The organism is Arthrobacter sp. Z5-13, from assembly GCF_056499105.1.
This window is the reverse complement of record NZ_CP096460.1, coordinates 806,863-823,369: the sequence shown is the minus strand read 5'-3', so window position 1 is coordinate 823,369 and position 16,507 is coordinate 806,863. Positions and strand designations below refer to the sequence as shown.

The 16,507-nt window shown below is 62.3% G+C and carries 17 protein-coding genes; 9 read left to right on the top strand and 8 right to left on the bottom strand.

Translation table 11 applies throughout. The features are described from left to right. Positions 1-5 precede the first annotated feature (5 nt). Positions 6-1,022, top strand: coding sequence for an asparaginase (locus M1E02_RS03900; RefSeq protein ID WP_479376853.1), 1,017 nt, complete (start codon positions 6-8; stop codon positions 1,020-1,022). A 106-nt stretch (positions 1,023-1,128) separates the two neighbouring features. After that, positions 1,129-1,521 (top strand): sterol carrier family protein, encoded by a 393-nt coding sequence (locus M1E02_RS03895; protein WP_479376852.1) that lies wholly within the window; start codon positions 1,129-1,131, stop codon positions 1,519-1,521. Here the strand turns inward: M1E02_RS03895 and M1E02_RS03890 are convergent. The 7 genes from M1E02_RS03890 to M1E02_RS03860 all read right to left on the bottom strand — a co-directional run bounded on the left by M1E02_RS03890 (position 1,510) and on the right by M1E02_RS03860 (position 8,089). Beyond that, positions 1,510-2,157, bottom strand: a complete 648-nt coding sequence (locus M1E02_RS03890) for a Pr6Pr family membrane protein (protein WP_479376851.1) — start codon at positions 2,155-2,157, stop codon at positions 1,510-1,512. The genes M1E02_RS03895 and M1E02_RS03890 overlap by 12 nt on opposite strands. Positions 2,158-2,262: 105 nt before the next feature. Continuing rightward, a complete protein-coding gene (locus M1E02_RS03885; RefSeq protein ID WP_479376850.1) occupies positions 2,263-2,766 on the bottom strand; it encodes a flavin reductase family protein in 504 nt (167 codons plus the stop codon). Next, positions 2,766-4,196, bottom strand: a complete 1,431-nt coding sequence (locus tag M1E02_RS03880) for an LLM class flavin-dependent oxidoreductase (RefSeq protein WP_479376849.1) — start codon at positions 4,194-4,196, stop codon at positions 2,766-2,768. Before M1E02_RS03880 ends, M1E02_RS03885 begins: the two co-directional genes overlap by 1 nt. Continuing rightward, on the bottom strand, positions 4,193-5,167 hold the full coding sequence (locus tag M1E02_RS03875; protein ID WP_479376848.1) for a TauD/TfdA dioxygenase family protein: 975 nt from the start codon (positions 5,165-5,167) through the stop codon (positions 4,193-4,195). The genes M1E02_RS03880 and M1E02_RS03875 overlap by 4 nt, the downstream gene beginning before the upstream one ends. Before the next feature lie 32 nt (positions 5,168-5,199). Further along, a complete protein-coding gene (locus tag M1E02_RS03870) occupies positions 5,200-6,126 on the bottom strand; it encodes an ABC transporter permease (protein WP_479376847.1) in 927 nt (308 codons plus the stop codon). Beyond that, entirely contained in the window at positions 6,126-7,046 is a 921-nt protein-coding gene (locus M1E02_RS03865) for an ABC transporter ATP-binding protein (protein WP_479376846.1), read from the bottom strand. The genes M1E02_RS03870 and M1E02_RS03865 overlap by 1 nt, the downstream gene beginning before the upstream one ends. Next, positions 7,043-8,089, bottom strand: a complete 1,047-nt coding sequence (locus M1E02_RS03860) for an ABC transporter substrate-binding protein (protein ID WP_479376845.1) — start codon at positions 8,087-8,089, stop codon at positions 7,043-7,045. The genes M1E02_RS03865 and M1E02_RS03860 overlap by 4 nt, the downstream gene beginning before the upstream one ends. A 510-nt stretch (positions 8,090-8,599) precedes the next feature. Between M1E02_RS03860 and nboR the strand changes: the two genes are divergently transcribed. Beyond that, positions 8,600-9,190 (top strand): nicotine blue oxidoreductase, encoded by a 591-nt coding sequence (gene nboR / locus M1E02_RS03855; RefSeq protein ID WP_479378053.1) that lies wholly within the window; start codon positions 8,600-8,602, stop codon positions 9,188-9,190. A gap of 11 nt (positions 9,191-9,201) precedes the next feature. Here the strand turns inward: nboR and M1E02_RS03850 are convergent, their stop codons facing one another. Then, on the bottom strand, positions 9,202-10,185 hold the full coding sequence (locus M1E02_RS03850) for an aldo/keto reductase (RefSeq protein ID WP_479376844.1): 984 nt from the start codon (positions 10,183-10,185) through the stop codon (positions 9,202-9,204). A 348-nt stretch (positions 10,186-10,533) separates the two neighbouring features. Here M1E02_RS03850 and M1E02_RS03845 point away from each other — a divergent pair, with 348 nt between their 5' ends. The 6 genes from M1E02_RS03845 to M1E02_RS03820 all read left to right on the top strand — a co-directional run bounded on the left by M1E02_RS03845 (position 10,534) and on the right by M1E02_RS03820 (position 16,396). After that, positions 10,534-10,989 (top strand): hypothetical protein, encoded by a 456-nt coding sequence (locus M1E02_RS03845; protein ID WP_479376843.1) that lies wholly within the window; start codon positions 10,534-10,536, stop codon positions 10,987-10,989. Between the two features lies 1 nt (position 10,990). Then, the gene (locus M1E02_RS03840; RefSeq protein WP_479376842.1) at positions 10,991-11,539 is read left to right on the top strand and encodes a hypothetical protein; all 549 of its coding nucleotides are present in this window, start codon (positions 10,991-10,993) and stop codon (positions 11,537-11,539) included. Continuing rightward, positions 11,539-12,030: a hypothetical protein gene (locus M1E02_RS03835; RefSeq protein WP_479376841.1), complete on the top strand. Its 492-nt coding sequence runs from the start codon at positions 11,539-11,541 to the stop codon at positions 12,028-12,030. Before M1E02_RS03840 ends, M1E02_RS03835 begins: the two co-directional genes overlap by 1 nt. Further along, positions 12,030-14,402, top strand: coding sequence for a LamG-like jellyroll fold domain-containing protein (locus M1E02_RS03830; protein ID WP_479376840.1), 2,373 nt, complete (start codon positions 12,030-12,032; stop codon positions 14,400-14,402). The genes M1E02_RS03835 and M1E02_RS03830 overlap by 1 nt, the downstream gene beginning before the upstream one ends. Positions 14,403-14,609: 207 nt before the next feature. Further along, positions 14,610-15,140, top strand: coding sequence for a helix-turn-helix domain-containing protein (locus tag M1E02_RS03825; protein ID WP_479376839.1), 531 nt, complete (start codon positions 14,610-14,612; stop codon positions 15,138-15,140). 77 nt (positions 15,141-15,217) lie between these two features. Next, the gene (locus M1E02_RS03820; protein ID WP_479376838.1) at positions 15,218-16,396 is read left to right on the top strand and encodes an MFS transporter; all 1,179 of its coding nucleotides are present in this window, start codon (positions 15,218-15,220) and stop codon (positions 16,394-16,396) included. Positions 16,397-16,507: the final 111 nt, after the last annotated feature.

The following is a 16,507-nucleotide window of genomic DNA, read 5'->3' as shown; positions in this document are numbered from 1 at the left end:
TAGCCATGCCAGAAAATTCGCATGCCACCTTTTCCGTGGACTCCGCCGTCGAACTGGCAGTGGTGGAACGCAGCGGCTTCGTCGAATCGCGGCACATCGGTTCCGCCGTCGTTTTAGCCGCTGACGGAACCGTCGTCACGCAGCTGGGGGACATCACAACACCCATCTACGCACGCTCCTCACTCAAGCCTCTGCAGGCGCTCGCCGCCATGCAGTCAGGTGTGCCTTTGCGTGGAGCGCAGGTAGCACTTGCCTGCGGTAGCCACACGGGGTCGCTGGACCATATGGATGTGGTGGAAGGCATGCTCAAGGGAGCGGGCCTCAAAGAGGAGAACCTCCAGTGCCCGGCCGCCTGGCCGCAGGATGAAACAGCCCGGAACTGGCTGGTCCGCTCCGACCAAGGCGTCTCCAGGCTGGCCCACAACTGCTCCGGAAAGCATGCCTCTTTCCTGTGGGCATGCGTAGAGAACGGCTGGGATATCCACAGCTACCTAGAGCCCAACCATCCCCTGCAGCAGCAAATCCGGTCAGTGATTGAGGAATACTCCGGCGAACGCATTGCGCACCTCGGCATTGATGGCTGCGGAGCCCCGGTTGCCGCCATTTCGTTGACAGGACTGGCTCGGGCCTTCTCAATGCTCGCCAAAGCGCCCGGAGACAAAAGCTCCAACGCCAGGGCTGCCACGATTGCCACTTCCATGCTCGACTATCCGTGGGCAGTGCAGGGGCGTGGCGAAGCGAACACCATCGTGATGGCCGAACTGGAAATCATTGCCAAGGTGGGCGCCGAGGGCGTGCTGGTCATGGCGACAGCCCAGGGGGTTTCAGTAGCCATCAAGATGCTCGACGGGAACCTCCGCGCCACCACCCTGGTGGGCCTCACTGTCCTGGCAGCCGCCGGCGCCGTGGACATTCCGGGAGTCTCCAGCGTTCTGGAAAAGGTGGTGGAACCCGTGATGGGCGGCGGCCGCCCTGTGGGCAAGATCCGGCTCGGCCACGCTGTTTCAGCGCTGCTTGACTGAGGTCGTCTTACCCCGCCGCAATCTGCCCACCATACGAGGTTGACGGGTGACGTAAGGTTGAACCGCCCGTCGTAAACCAGCTTTAGACCCCTGCAGGAGCCCAGAAATGGCTGTATCCCGGCGACGAATTCCGCTGGACGAGGGCCGCGCGGCGCTTGCCGCCTGGCTGGATGCCGGCCCGCCGTCGTCGGACTCCAATAGTTCCCCTGCCGCAGTCCCCAGGACGGTAACAGCGACGGCGGTGAGGTACTCGCTTGAGGAGGTCACCGCCCGCGCTCCGGGAAACTCCGTGGAGGTGCGGGTTCCCCCCTTTGGCGTCACCCAGTGTGTGGAGGGGCCCCGCCACACGCGCGGCACCCCACCCAATGTGATCGAGTGCGACGCCGCCACGTGGCTGGCCATGGTTACCGGACAGTTGAGCTGGGCGGACGCGGTAGCAGCCGGGAGGGTATCGGCCTCCGGCCTGCGGGCGGACCTGTCAGCACTGCTACCGCTCTGAGGACCCGGCTGAAATCGGTTGCGGCACTGTGTTCTGCAGCTTCGTGGACATGGCAATGACCACGGCAAGAACAAAAGCCATAACGGCGATCAGAACGGACATGACGGCCACGTTTCCGTAGCCTTCGATCCGCGGGTCCAGGAAGGGGTACGGATACCAGTCCACGAGAGGGCCGCGGAGCAGACTGTAGACGAGGTAAAGCAGCGGAAACGCAAGCCAGATCAGGGATTCCCTGAGCGAAACGCGGTTCTTGGGCAGGTCCACCAGCCAGTCGATGACGATCACCGTGGGCATGGTGTAGTGCAGCACCACGTTGATCCAAGGCACGGCTGTGTCCACCGCGACGTTGCTGAGCAACAGGCTGTAAGTGATGCCTGTAACTGTCATGTACATTGTGGCCGCGCCCCGCAGCAACTCCAGCCACCGGGGGCTCTCGCCCTTCCACGCGTACCATCCTGCGACCCCGAACGTGGCGGTGGCGATGATATTCGACTCCACGGTGAAGAAGCTGAAGAAGTTCAAGGGCCGGTAGTCGGCGATGTTCTGGATGTTGTAGGTGTACTGGCCAACGAGCGCCGCCAGACACAACGCCGCAAAGAAAAACCTGAAAACCGCGAGCCCCCTGTTTGCCGTCATGAGCCGATCCTAGGTCACCATGCAGGGCGGGTTGGGGAGGCTCAGGGGTTCGCGGTTTGGAGGCTCGCGGCTGGGCATACGAAGAGGCGAATGTCATAGAACGGATCAGGCGAAGCTTGGAACCCGAAGGCTGTGGAAACCTGAGCCGTGGAAAATCAACGGATCTACGCTGTTGGCCCTGGTTTCATAGCCATGGACTCTCAGCAACGCCACTGTGTGGTCACCCGCAGCCGTTTCACTTTCCAGCGAGCAATCGAGCCAAAGCCCTGCATCGTCAAGGAAAACCACTCCGGTTGGATTGGTTGTCACCGCAACTCCGGAAAAGCGCTCCCCCGATCTTGACGCGATCTGACGGCACACGTCGCCCTGCCCCGAGGCCAGTACAGAAACACCGATCCTGTCCCTCCTCCGCAACAGCGGCCAGGTGAGGGACGAGTTCTGGGCCGCAAACATCACCAGCGGAGGGTCCAGGGACACGCCTACGGTGAAGGTCGAAGCCACGATCCCTTCGGGCGCTCCGTCCACCAACCCGCAAAGGGCCGCCACACCGGAGGGATACTGGCCAAAGACCGTGCGCAAAACGCTGGGTTCCAGATCGTCCCTGAGCATCAGCCGGCTCCTCCCACCGGCTGAAGGGTTACCACCGGAGTCGTTTCGGGCTCCTGAAGCGCCTCGGCTTGCTGGTTCTGCAGGTCAAGCTGGTTCTGCAGGCGCCCCGCTTCGAAGACGTTTGTTGGCCGCGGCAACCCGTAATGTTCGCGCAGGGTGCTGCTGGTGTACGCCTTCCGGAACAGTCCGCGCTGGCGAAGGATGGGGATGACGTGGTCCACGAACAGCTCGAGTCCGGACGGCAGCACCGGCGGCATAATGTTGAAGCCGTCTGCGGCCCCGGCCTCGAACCACCCTTGGATGGCATCTGCAACCTGCACAGGAGTTCCCGAGAACGTCCTGTGCCCACGGCCTCCCCCAAGCCTGCCGATGAGTTGCCGCACCGTGAGGTGTTCCCGCCTGGCGAGGTCCACGATCAGGGTGTACCTGCTCTTGGCGCCCTCGATCTGGTCCTCGTCCGGCAGGTCCTCCGGAAGCTGGGCGTCCAGCGGCAAGGATTCCGGCGCTACGCGCAGCAGGCCCGCAAGCTGGTTCCTGGCATGCAACGGGTGGATCAGCTCGTCCAGTTCCTGCTCGAGCTTCCGGGCCTTCGCCTCCGTGGAGGCTATGACCGGGACGATTCCCGGCAGTACCTTGATGGATTCCGGATCCCGGCCGACGGCGGCGGTTCTGGCCTTGAGGTCGGCGTAGAAACGCTGGGCGTCCCCCAGCGTCTGCTGCGCAGTGAATACGGCCTCGGCGTAGCGTGCCGCGAACTCCTTGCCGTCCTCGGAAGACCCAGCCTGCACGATCAGCGGATGGCCCTGCGCGGAGCGGGGCACATCCAGCGGCCCTTGGATCCGGAAGTTGCGGCCTGCGTGGTTCACCCGGTGCACCCGCGAACTGTCCGCCCAGGTGCCGGCAGCCTTGTCCCCCACCGGCGCGTCGTCCTCCCAGCTGTCCCAGAGCTTCTTCGCCACGTCGAGGAACTCAGCGGCACGTTCGTAACGGCGCCCGTGGGCCGGCTGGTCCAGAAGCGAGAAGTTCCGGGCCGCTGCCTCCCCTGCCGTGGTAACGACATTCCAGCCTGCCCTGCCGCCGCTGATGTGATCAAGGGAAGCGAAGCGCCTGGCCAGGTTGTACGGATCGTTGTAGGTGGTGGAGGCCGTTGCGATCAGCCCGATCTTCGAGGTGACAGCCGCAATCGCCGCCAGCAGCACAGTAGGTTCCAGCGAGCCATAAGGCCGCTGGGCCACATCCCCGTGAAGCACAGGAGAATCGGCGAAGAAAATGGAGTCAAACGTTCCGCGTTCCGCCGTGGCAGCCAACTGCTGGAAGTGGGCTATCTCTGTTCCTGCGAAAGCGTTGCTTTCCGGGAGCCGCCACGAGGCTTCATGGTGCCCCGTGCTCATGAGGAAGGCGTTGAGGTGAAGCTGCCGCCCGCCGCTCATTCGGTGGCCCCGAAACTTGTGGCCCCGAGGCCGCTGCCTCCGGCGGTGTCTCCCAATACAACTGTCTCGGAGTAAGTGGAGGAATCGCCCTTGATCGGTGAGCTGCGGCGGCCGTCGATGCCCTGCGGAATGTCTCCTGCGATGGTGACGCGGTTGAGCTGCCGTGCCTGGCCGTCATAGTTATCCGGGGCGTAGTGCTGGGTGATCCGGTTGTCGAACAGCACCAGCTGGTCCGGCTCCCAATTGACCCGCACCACATTCTCCGGCCGGGTGACGTAGGACTGCAGGAGCCGAAGGATGTCCCGGGACTCGGTATTGGACAGGCCCACGATGCGCAGCCGTTGTGCAAAGCCTCCAATGAAGAGTCCACGCTCGCCGGTCAACGGGTGAACACGCACTACGGGGTGTGCCGTCTCGAAGTGGATGCGGGTGAATTCCTTACGCCGTTCGGTGGCGTTCTCATGCTCCAGGTTCTTGGGCACAGAGTAGTCATAGTCATTCGTGTGGATGGCCCACAGTGTGTCGGCGAAATTCCGCAGTTCGTCAGGGAGATCTCGGTAGGCGGCCGCGGCGGAAGCGATCAGGGTTTCCCCGCCGTAGGCCGGAAGGGTGATGCTTCGCAGGGTTGAGGCCTGCGGCGGGTTCACCACGAACGTGACGTCTGTGTGCCAGGTGTTGGCGCTTCCGTTTTCACTGTCCACCGGCAGTACGGCAGGCTTTCCGGCGACGGACGCCACGGTGGGGTGCGCCTGGGTGAGGGGACCGAACCTGCTGGCGAAGCGGACCTGGGCGTCGTCGTCGTGCACGTTCGCTTGACGGAACACCAGGGCCTTGTGCTCGTTCAGCGCCTCCCGGATTTGGTCAATAACGCCCTGGCGGAGGTCCTGGCTAAGGTCCAGGCCGCGGATCTCAGCGCCGATCCGGGCGCCCAGCTTGCGGAACTCGAGCTTGGTTTCGGAAATGGTGGTCATGGTCTTGCTCCTTCAATATTCAAGTTGGTTGCTTACAGCGATTGGGATCCGACGGCGGTGCGCCAGCGGGAGAAATGACGTTCGACGGCGACCAGCAGGTAGTTGACCAGCAGGCCAAGCAGGGAAACCGTGAGGATCCCGGCGTACATGTCAGGGATCAGGAAACTGCTTTGCGAATTAACGATCAGGTAGCCGAGGCCGGCTTTGGCGCCCACCATTTCCGCCGCGATCAGGACGAGGATGGAGGACGTGCCGGCCATCCGGATTCCCGTAAAGATGGTGGGCACGGCTGAGGGAAGAATGACCTTCTGGAACAGCTCGAAGTTCGACAGTCCCAGTGACCGTGCCGCACGGACCAGCAGGGGATCCACCGTCCTTACCCCGGCGATGGTGTTGAGCAGCACCGGGAAGAAGGCTGCATAGGCCACAATGCTGATCTTTGAGGTCTCGCCGATTCCCAGCAACAGTGTGAAGACGGGCAGCAGGGCCAAGGCGGCTGTGTTGCGGAAAACCTCCAGCAACGGGTTCAGGAAACGGTCAAGGGCGCGGTACCAGGCCACCAACAGTCCAAGGGCGACGGCCGCGACCACAGCGATGCCAAAACCGCTCGCCGACCGGGTGAGGCTGGCAGCCAGGTGGTTCTGCAGTTGGCCCTTGGCGATGAGCGCTGCCAGGGCCGCCAGCACTTCATGCAGCGGAGGCAGGAACACCCTGGTGGACGGCGGGGCCAGGTACAGGGGCCCGAGTTCCCACAGCAGAAGGAACAGGAGGATGGCACCGGAGCCCCACACGATCCTGCCCGTCCGGCGGGCACCGGCGCGGAAGAGGGAGGACCGTGCGGACCGGCTCTCGGGAGCCCCCTGCGGAGTTGTCGCTTCTTCGGGTGCAGCGGCGTCGGCGGGCTCTGTTGCAGCTGGGGAGCCGGTGGGTTGGCGTGGGGTCAATGTTGACGTGGTCATTATGCTGCCTTTCCTGCTCCGGCGAGGCGGGTTTCGTCGGGTGCCGAGCCGTCCGGCTGGATCTTGGCGTGGCCGGCTTCCTGCGCCCGGCGGACTTCACTGTGCAGCAGGGACCAGACCTTGTGGCGGTGTTCGACGAACGTTGCGTTGGAGCGGACGTCGCCGTCACCCGTCCTGTCTCCGAGGTTGATATCGACGATCTCCTTGAGCCTGCCCGGCCTGGAACTGAGCACGGCCACCCGTTGACCCAGATAAACGGCCTCATCGATCCCGTGGGTGATGAAGATGATGGTCTTTCCGGTGGAGCTCCAGATCCTCAACAGTTCTTCCTGGAGTTGCTCACGGGTCTGCGCATCGAGGGCTGCGAAGGGTTCATCCATCAGCAGGATGTCCGGTTCGTAGGCGAGGCTGCGGGCGATAGCCACCCGCTGCTTCATGCCGCCGGAGAGTTCGTGAGGGTAGCGGTCCTCGAAACCGGACAAACCAACGAGGTCCAGGTAGTGACGCGCCTTTTCCGCACGTTCCTTACGGCTGAGCCTGCTGTTCCGCCCGTCGGCGCGGTTCCCGGATCCTTCCAGTCCGAAGGAGACGTTGGAGGAAGCGGTCCGCCAGGGGAAGAGAGCGTACTGCTGGAAAACGACGGCGCGGTCCCTGCCCGGACCTGAGACTTCCTTTCCGTCCACCAGGATCTTTCCGGTGTCCGGTTTCGTCAGCCCGGCCAACAGGTCAAGCAGTGTGGTCTTGCCTGATCCGCTCGGGCCCACCAGGGTCAGGAACTCACCTGCCGCGACGTCCAGGGTGATGCCGTCAAGGGCCGTCAGTGTGGAACCTTCGGGGTTTTCTTTAGTGGGACGTACTGCGAACTGCTTGCCTATGTTCTGAAGGCTGATTTTGGGTGGCTGGCTGGTCTGGACGCTCACTTGGCACTTCCTGTCAGCAGATCGTTGAATTCGTTGGTGTAGTACTTGGACGGCGTGATGTCGGTGCTCACGATCCCGGTGTCCTTGAGCCAGTCTGACCATTTGCTGAAGTCTTCATCTGTGATGGCACCCTTCGCCGGCACACCCACGCTCTTCCAGTACTTCAGGGTCTCTGTGCTTTCGGAGCGCTGGCGGGCCTCGATGATCTTCTTGAACCGGGCAATGACTTCCTCACGCGGAGTGTTGCGGAGCCATTCGATCGCCTTGGCCACTCCGGTGGTGAAGATCCTGGTGGTGCCCGGGTTTTGCTGGATGAAGTCGTTCCTCAAGACGTACTGGCCGCCGGCGAAGGTTCCGAAAAGCTCGTAGTCGCTGAACAGCGAACGGAGCCCGCCTTTGGCCACCGCGTTATCCTGCAGCACTCCGCTCAGCGAGCCGACATCCACCTGGCCGCGACGGACAGCTTCTTCAGTGTCGTTCGGTGGAACAACCACCAGCTGGACTTGGCGGATCTCTTCCTGGTTGAGTCCGTTTTTCTTGAGGTAGCTGTTGATTACAGCATCCGAGTGCGCCCCCAGGGTGTTGACGGCGATCTTCATGCCGATCAGGTCCTTTGGTGTCCGGATGGGGCTGTCCTGGGTGACGTAGAAACCGGTGAACGTCTTTTCATCTTCGCCGTAGTAGTTGATGACAGCTTTTACCGGTGCGCCGGCTTCAATAAGCTTCACTACGGCCCCTGAGAAAGCCCCGCCAAAATCTGTTGCCCCTGTGGCCGCCGATTGGATGCTTGCAGGCCCGCTGGTGGAGTTGCCTACCCAGTTCAGCTTGACGTCTTCCAGGTATCCCAGGTCGGCCGCCAGCTCCGGGAGCACGACGTTGTTTGCTGAGCCTTCGTAACGGAGTTCCTTCACTTCGGAACCGTTGGCGCCAGCCGCTCCCGCCGACGCCGGGCCCCCGCAGCCGGACACCAGCAGCATGGTCGCCACAGCGGCAGTGAGGGCTGTGGCGGAGATAAGTCCTGCGGGTAAGAGGCGGTTTTTCATGACGGTTTCTCTCTGGCTTGAGGGTGCGGTCTGGCTGTAATGGGCCGGGCTGGCCGGCTTGTGTCACCCATCGAAGCAGAGAAGAGCGGGGGTCATAAGTGCCGGATTCATGCGACGAAACGGGACGTAACGGCCTCGACTTCTGCAGTCGGCAACGGGAATTCAGTGCGGCGGAAACGGAGGGAAACATTGCGTAAGAGGTTCGTCGCAGGGGTACGCTCAGAGCCTTTATGTTGAGCCCGAAAGGGCGCTCTCCGCCGGCATATGGCGCCAAGGCTACGGAGCATGACTCCTCATGACAGAGGGTAAAAACGGCTCAGCGCAGACGGGCTTCGGAAACTTTTTTGAGGGCTCACGGGATTGTTACGCAAACCGCAGCCGGAATGAACAGCGACGGTCGCCGCACAACCCGGGTGTGCACGCTTAGGGTGGTCCTATGAGCACCCCGAATGGGCTGGCCCCAACGTGGCAGACTCCAGGGTGACAGTGGCGGCAGATATCCGGCCTACTATGGGCATACTGCTGGCGGCTGGCCCTGGCTCCCGCCTGGGACTGGGGCCCAAGGCCCTTCTCCCTTTCCGCGGCGGGACCCTGGTGGAGGTCCTGGCGGATGTGTTGCAGCGCGGTGGATGCCGCGAAGTGGTGGTGGTTCTAGGGGCCGAGGCAGCCCGGGTGCTGACCACCGTGGATCTGAACCGGCACAAGGTAGTGGTCAACCCGAAGTGGCAGTCGGGAATGGGCAGCTCATTCCGGCTTGGAGTGCAGTCTTCAGAACCTTTGGATCATGTTTTGGTTGCTCTCGTGGACCAGCCGGGCCTTACGTCCGATACCGTGGCGAGGCTTATCTCAGCCCATCGTCCGGGGCGTGTCACCGCCGCTGGATACGGCGAACCGGGCGGGGCGCTCACGCGCGGACATCCTTTGCTGCTGGACGCCTCTCTCAAGGAGGCAGCAGCAAGATCCGCAAGCGGCGACGCAGGAGCCCGGCACTTCCTCAAGGCCAACCCAGGGCTGATCGACCTCGTGGACTGCAGCGACCAGTCCGGGGGCCAAGACCTCGACACCCCGGACCAGTTGCATCTGCTGCAATCAGACCGCTGACCTACCAGCTCCTACCAGCGCGGGTGAATGGCCTCGCGGAAGTAGCGGTCATAGATTTCGTGGACTCCGACGTCGAACGTTGCATCAATGCCCGGGACATCGGCAGCCTCAGCATTGGCCCGCGCCTGCGCCACGTTGCGGGCACCGGGGATCACAGTACTCACGCCGTCCTGGGCGGCCACCCAGGCAAGTGCCGCCTGGGCGGTGCTGACGCCGTCGGGCACCAGTTCCTCAAATTCCGCGACCGCCTGCAGTCCCTGCTCGTAGTCCACCCCGGAAAAGGTCTCGCCGACGTCGAACGAGTTGCCGGAGCGGTTGAAGTTCCGGTGGTCGTCCACGGCAAACTGCGTGTCCAGCGTGTACTTCCCGGACAACAGACCTGACGCGAGGGGCACCCGAGCGATGATGCCCACGCCGGCGGCCTGGGCAGCAGGAAGAACGGCGTCGAGGGGTTTGAGGCGGAAGGCGTTCAGGATGATCTGAACGGTGGCTGTTCCCTCGTGGCGCATGGCTTCCAGGGCTTCGTCGACGCGTTCTACGCTGACGCCGTAGTTGCGGATTGCTCCTTCCGCAACCAACGTGTCCAGGGCGTCGTAGACTTCAGCGTTGCTGTAAACGGCGGTAGGCGGGCAGTGCAGCTGGACCAGATCCAGGCAGTCCGTACCCAGGTTGCGACGTGAACGGTCCGTCCACTCCCTGAAATTGGCCAGGTTGTAGTTTTCGGGCAGCTGATCCAGGCGGCGGCCCATCTTGGTGGCCACGGTAATGTCCAGCCCGGGGTTGTCGGAGAGGAAAGAACCGATGGCCTGCTCGCTGCGGCCATCGCCATATACGTCAGCGGTATCGAAGAAGGTGACTCCGGCTTCCACCGATGCTGCGAGGATGGCCTGGGCCTGGGCGGGATCGACGTTGCCCCAGTCAGCTCCGAGCTGCCATGTTCCGAGGCCGATGACGGAGACCTTCTGGCCGGTTTTGCCTAATGTGCGTTGTTCCATAATGCGACTATAGATGCTGGTTCAGCCACGGCTAACTCGAGCTTGTCCCCTAGTCCGTTAGCGCCAACAACTGCCGCCCGGTTTGGCCGGAGACTGCGCCTTTGCCTTCCGCAGTATCGCCGCAGTCTTTGCCAAGGCTCCCCGCAGGTCGATGAGTATCCGCGCAGGTTAATGCGCAGGTTAACACAAAGTCCCCAATACCCCCTGTCTCCTCTGTTAGCTTAGGAGCCTTGATAGCGAGGGTGTGCCACCCTCAGACGCTATCAGCGGTGAGCTCGCGGTTTCGAAGGAGAAACGGTGCCCGACCCGGTCCGTTTTTCCGTTTGCAACTGAGTAGAGCAAGAGATCATGCAAAAGACTAAGAAGAGCCTTATTACAGGTGTAGCAGTTGCGGTGTGCGCGCTCGGCGGCGCTGGAGTAGCAATGGCCTACTGGTCATCAGGCGGTAGCGGATCGGGAACCGGAACCACGGGAACGACTCTCGCAGTGAACGTGACCCAGACATCCGTTATTTCGGATATCCGCCCCGGGGGTGCAGCTCAAGCTGTTGAAGGCACCTTCACAAACCTCAACGATTCCCCGACCTACGTTGAGAGCGTCACCGTCGCAATCACGAGTGTCACCGGCGGCGCCGGTGCGTGCTCGGCCGCCGACTACACAGTGAGCGGCGCGACGATGGCTATCGCTGCCCTCGTCGACGACGGAGCCACGTGGGGAGGCGCGACCATCGCCTTCAACAACACAGGTTCCGATCAAAACGGCTGCAAGGGGGCGACCGTGAACCTCGGATACACGGTCACCTAATGTGACGATCTCGAATGGCGGCGCGACATCCTCGGGCCGTGGGCGCCGAATTGTCCGCAGAGGACTCCTCCCGGCAGGAGGAGTCCTCGTCGGGATCGCGGCGAGTTTCGCCTTTTATGCAACAACCGACTTTGGCAACGGTTCTGGCGAAGGATTCGGCAGTGCAGGCCATCCCGTCGCGACGTTCGCAGTGGACGGAGGCCTGGACGAGGTTGTTCGTCCCGGAATCGCCATCTCGCTCAATCTAACCATTGCCAACGAGTACGAAGCTCCTATCGTCGTTACTGGGCTCACCGTGACAGTCGACGCGGTCAGTGCACCGAACGCCTCCGAGAGCCGGCCCTGCACTACGGACGACTTCACGGTCTCACAACCATCCACCGCATTGGAGGCTCGCGTGCCGTCCGGCCACTCGAAATCCCTCCAGGAGCTCGGCGTAGCGAGCAACCTATGGCCGACGGTAGGTATGACCAACTCAGATTCGAACCAAGACGGCTGCAAGGGGGCCTCGTTATCGCTCCGGTACACGGGCTCCGGACGGGTGGAGTAGTGAGACGGCCAGTCCTGGGCCTCGTCGTGCCGGGTGTGACGCTCGCGCTCGGGGTCTGTTTGTCGATCGCCGCCTACGCGTATTGGGGCGCTGGTGGAACGGGCGCCGGCACCAGCATCACGAGCACCACGACCTCCATTTCAATCAGTGCGGGCACACCTGCTTCCGCTCTCTACCCAGGGGGTCTCGCGGACGTGGTCGCTACGATCTCCAACCCGAACGAGTCCCCGATCCATGTCACTTCGCTGGGTCTGGACACGACGCAAGGCACCGCCGGTTACTCCGTGGACACGATGCACCCGGGATGCTCGGTAACGGCCCTCACCTACTCGACTGCGCTCAACGGCGGTAATGGCTGGACCGTACCGGCACGGACCGGAGCCGTGAACGGTACCATGCCGGTCACGCTCCCCGGCGCCCTCGCAATGTCAACTTCCGCCGCCAGCGAGTGCCAGGGCGCGACCTTCACCATCTATCTCAAGGCCAGCTGATGACGACCTCCTCGCACTGCCTCCCGCTCCTTCCCCGGCGGAATGTTCTCGCCGTTCTGCTCGTAGCCGTACTGGCCCTCGGAACAGGAGTCGGAGCAGCTCAGGCATACTGGACAGCGACCTCGACCCCCGGAAGCAGCGGCGCCTCCGCCGCGACCACGGTCAACGCCGGTAATACGCCGACCGCGACCGCTTTGGGCAACGCGGTGACCGTCTCGTGGGCGGCATCCTCCCTGGCATCAGGGCAGGCCGTGAGCGGGTATCAGGTAAGTCGCTATGATGCGAACAGTTCGGCGCCGCAGACCGTTCTTTCTGGATGTGCCGGCGCCATCACGGCAACTTCCTGTGTGGAGCAGTCCGTACCGACCGGTGTGTGGACGTACTCCGTCACACCCGTCATCGGCACCAATTGGCGCGGCAACGAGGGCGCGAAAAGTGCAGCGGTCATCGCGGAAAGCACGCCCCCGGCGAACTCGCTCGCTCTTTCGGGACTCAGCGGCGGCGCGTGGATGAGCGGTTCCACTATCTACTACCGAGGCGCCTCTTCAGGCAGCTTCACTCTGACCAACGCCGTGACGGACGCATACTCCGGCCCGGCGTCGAGCACCACCACCGCCGTCGGCGGGACAACCGCCGGGTGGAGCCATACTCCTTCCACCGTGTCCGCGCCGAGTGGCGGGCCGTACGTCTCGAACCCTTTCGCGTGGGCGGCCGCGACCACCAGCGCGCCGACAGCAACGGTTTTCGGGCGAGACAAGGCAGGAAACACTGCAACGACCAACCTCGCGTTCGTCAACGACTCCGTGGCGCCAACTGCGGGAAGCGTCAGCTACGTCAACGGAAGCACAGGCGGGAACCCGATAACCGTCAGCTTCACCACGGGCACTGACACCGGATCCGGCATCGCAACTCGAGTTCTACAGCGCGCGGACGCCACTCTGTCCGGCATCAACTGCGGGGCATACAGTGCGTTCGCCACCGTAACCGGCGGGTCCAGCCCCACTTCACCTTATGTCGATACCGTCCCCATCGATCAGTGCCACAAATATCGGTACGTCGTCACGGACCGGGTGGGCAATACTCACGAAGCCACCAGTGCGAACGTCGCCCGTTCGCCCTACGGGTCTTACTGGGCATTGAACGAGGGAACGGGAACCACCGCCGTGGACTCCTCCGGCAACTCCAACACGGCAACGCTCCAGGCGAATGCCAGCTGGACGACCGGGATGTTCGGAACCAGCGCTCTCGGCCTGAACGCAACCAACCCCAGCTGGATGACCGTGCCTTACCCCGTCATAGACACCAGCCAAAACTACTCTGTCTCGACGTGGGTGAAACTGAACAATTTCACTGGAAGCAACCAGTCCTTCGCAAGCGTTGACGGCGCCAACATCAGCCCGTTTTACCTGCAGTTAGCAGGAGGGACTTTCACGTTCGCGCAGCACGCATCCGATGCGATTGGGTCCCCATTGGTGCTGGTGAAGGGACCCGCACCTACAATCGGCGCCTGGTATCACCTCGTTGGAATCTACGACAAGACCGCGAACACTATCCAGCTCTACGTCAACGGCACGTTGCAGGGAACAGCGACTGCGACGACAGCATGGAAGGGCACGGGCAACACCACGGTAGGCCGTGCAAAATACAACGGTGGACCCGTGGACTTCGTCAACGGAGCCATTGACGAGGTCCGCTTCTACGATCGTGCAATCACAGCTGCAGAAGTGGCTGCGCTAAGAGGAACTCTCGGCGCCCATTGGGCATTCGATGAAGGGGTTGGATCGGTGGCCATCGACTCGACTGGCAACTTCCACACAGGGACATTCGGGAGCACGGCTGGGTGGACCACGGGCAAAGTGGGTACGAACGCCCTCAGCCTCAATGGAACAGCCACCAGCACCGTCACCGTCAACACGCCCGTGATCGACACAAGCAACAGCTATTCGGTCGCCACCTGGGTCAAGCTGAACACTGTCACTGGAAACAACCAGACCTTCGCAAGCGTCGACGGCGCCAACATCAGCCCGTTTTACCTGCAGTTAGTAGCAGGGAAGTTCCTCTTCGCGCAGCACACAGCCGATACAACTGCATCCCTGCACGTGCGGGTGACTGGATTCGCACCCACAACCGGCACCTGGTCTCACGTCGCCGGGGTCTACAACAAGACAAACAACACCATCGAGCTATTCGTCAACGGGGTCTCACAAGGATCCACCACGGCCACCACTGCATGGCGGGCAAATGGCCTAACGACGATAGGGCGCGCACGGTACGCCGGTCCCGTGGACTACGTCAACGGAGCGCTCGACGACGTGCGCTTCTACGATCGGGCAATCACCGCCACCGAGGTCGCCGCACTCGCCGCCCAGTAGTGTGGAGCAGTAACCCCCGAATTTCCCTACAAGGCGCCGGAAAACTGTGCTAGTGCTGTGACTCACAAATTCATGAAGTACGGACTTGACATCTGGTAGCCGCGGCGAAATTATGAAGTCCCCACTTCAGATCGGAGCACCATGTCAAGTGAACCAAAACGTTCGGTACCTCCTCGGAAGGTGGCTGGCCGAGACGCTCTTGCTGCTTTGGCCGTACCAGCTCGGTTCGCGATCCTCGATCACCTTCTTGCCCTGGGACCTGCTACCGCGAGCCAGTGCGCGAAGGTGGTCGGTGAAACGCCCTCCAACTGTTCCTGGCACCTGCGGGCGCTGGCGAAAGTTGGCCTCGTTGAGAGGGCGGAAGCTTCAGCAAGCGACGGCAGGGATCGTCCTTGGCAGGCGACAGCGACAGGTTTCGATTTTTCCGGCGACGGCACGGAAGCCGGGGAACTTGCGGGCACCGCTCTCGAGAGTGTGGTGGCACAGAACGCGAATGATGCGTTTGACCGTTACCTCGCGCATCGGGACCGGTTGCCGAAGGAATGGCAGGACGCAGCAGGCACACATCGGTACCACCTAGCGCTCACCGCCGCGGAACTGACAGCACTTTTGGCATCGATGGATGAACTTGTCCGACCTTACGTAGGACCTCACCGCGCTGAACTACCAGAAGGCAGCAGGATCGTGCAGATGCAGGTACGGTCCTTCCCTGACAGGTCCGGCGACGGTGTCGCATAGCTTTGCTGCGTTTACTCAGTAGCCGGCGCATTTCAGGTCTTGCTGGGGCAGGCTTCCTTGCCGAGGCGGGAGACTGGATGCTGTTAATCGCCCTGCCGCTCTACGTCTTGGAGATCACCGGATCACCGCTGGTCACCGCAACTGTCTTCGTGCTCGGGCTGGCACCGACGATCTTCGCAGGACCAGTGGCCGGCGTACTCGTCGACCGCAGCGAACCATGGAAACTCATGGCCATCGTTGCTGGCCTGCAAACTCTCTTCCTGGCCCCACTCGCCGCCGTCAACGATGCCTCCGACCTATGGATTTTGTACAGTGTGGTCATCATCGAATCCGTCCTTGGAACGATCATCGAGCCCTGCAGAGCTACAACCGCCGCCGGCCTTGTGCCCGCGGCCCAGCTCGCAGAGATTAACCAGCTCATGGGAGTGCTCTCCAGCCTCTCCCGCCTGCTCGGCAGCCCACTCGGCGGACTCATCCTCGCTGTAGGCGGTTTCGACGCCATCATCTACGCGAACGCAGGCACGTATCTGGTCGCGGCCATCATTTTCACCATCGGCACCCGGGGACAACAAACCCATAGGAAAGACCAGACCCACCAGGAAAGGCGGACAAGTCCCTGGGCAGACTTGGTGGAAGGCTTACGGATCACGGCAAGGACACCGGCCCTTCGCCAGGTCATGGGTGTGGTGTCCTTCATCGCTCTCGCTCAAGGCGGCTTCGTCCTGCTCTTCGTGCTCTTCGTCGCCCGTGAACTTCAGGGCAACGAGGCCGACGTCGGTGTGCTGCGTGGCGTACAGGCGATCGGCGCACTCGTAGGCGGGGCACTGCTTGGTCTCGTCATTAACCGCATAACACCGCGACGACTCATCTCAGGCTCACTTCTGCTGTTCAGCGCCCTGTCACTAACGATCTGGAACCTGCCCGCCCTGACTACCAGCTTCTCGGTCTACGTCGGGCTGTTCATCCTCATCGGCGTTCCCGGTGTTTCCCTGATGACAGGCCTTCTGACTGTCCTTCAAAGCAACTGCGAACAACGGGCCCGAGGACGGGTGCTGAGCACCTACTTCGCTTTGTTCGGAGCAATGCAAGCCATCGGCACACTCCTCGCAGGATTTCTGGGAACCGGAACGGGCCTAACTGTCGGCCTGCAAGTACAAGGACTCCTCTACCTCATCGCCGCCCTCATGGCACTCCGCCTCGGAACCCCTGGCCCGCACCTAACTCACCAACCGGCCAACCTCGACAAACACCTGTGATCACTCATCCGCAGCACACAATCAATACTTGTCCCTTCATTGACCCTGGCTGCACATTCGTGGATTGTTTGCTCCATGAATCGGGTGGCGCGAACTGCATTGCCGTGGATA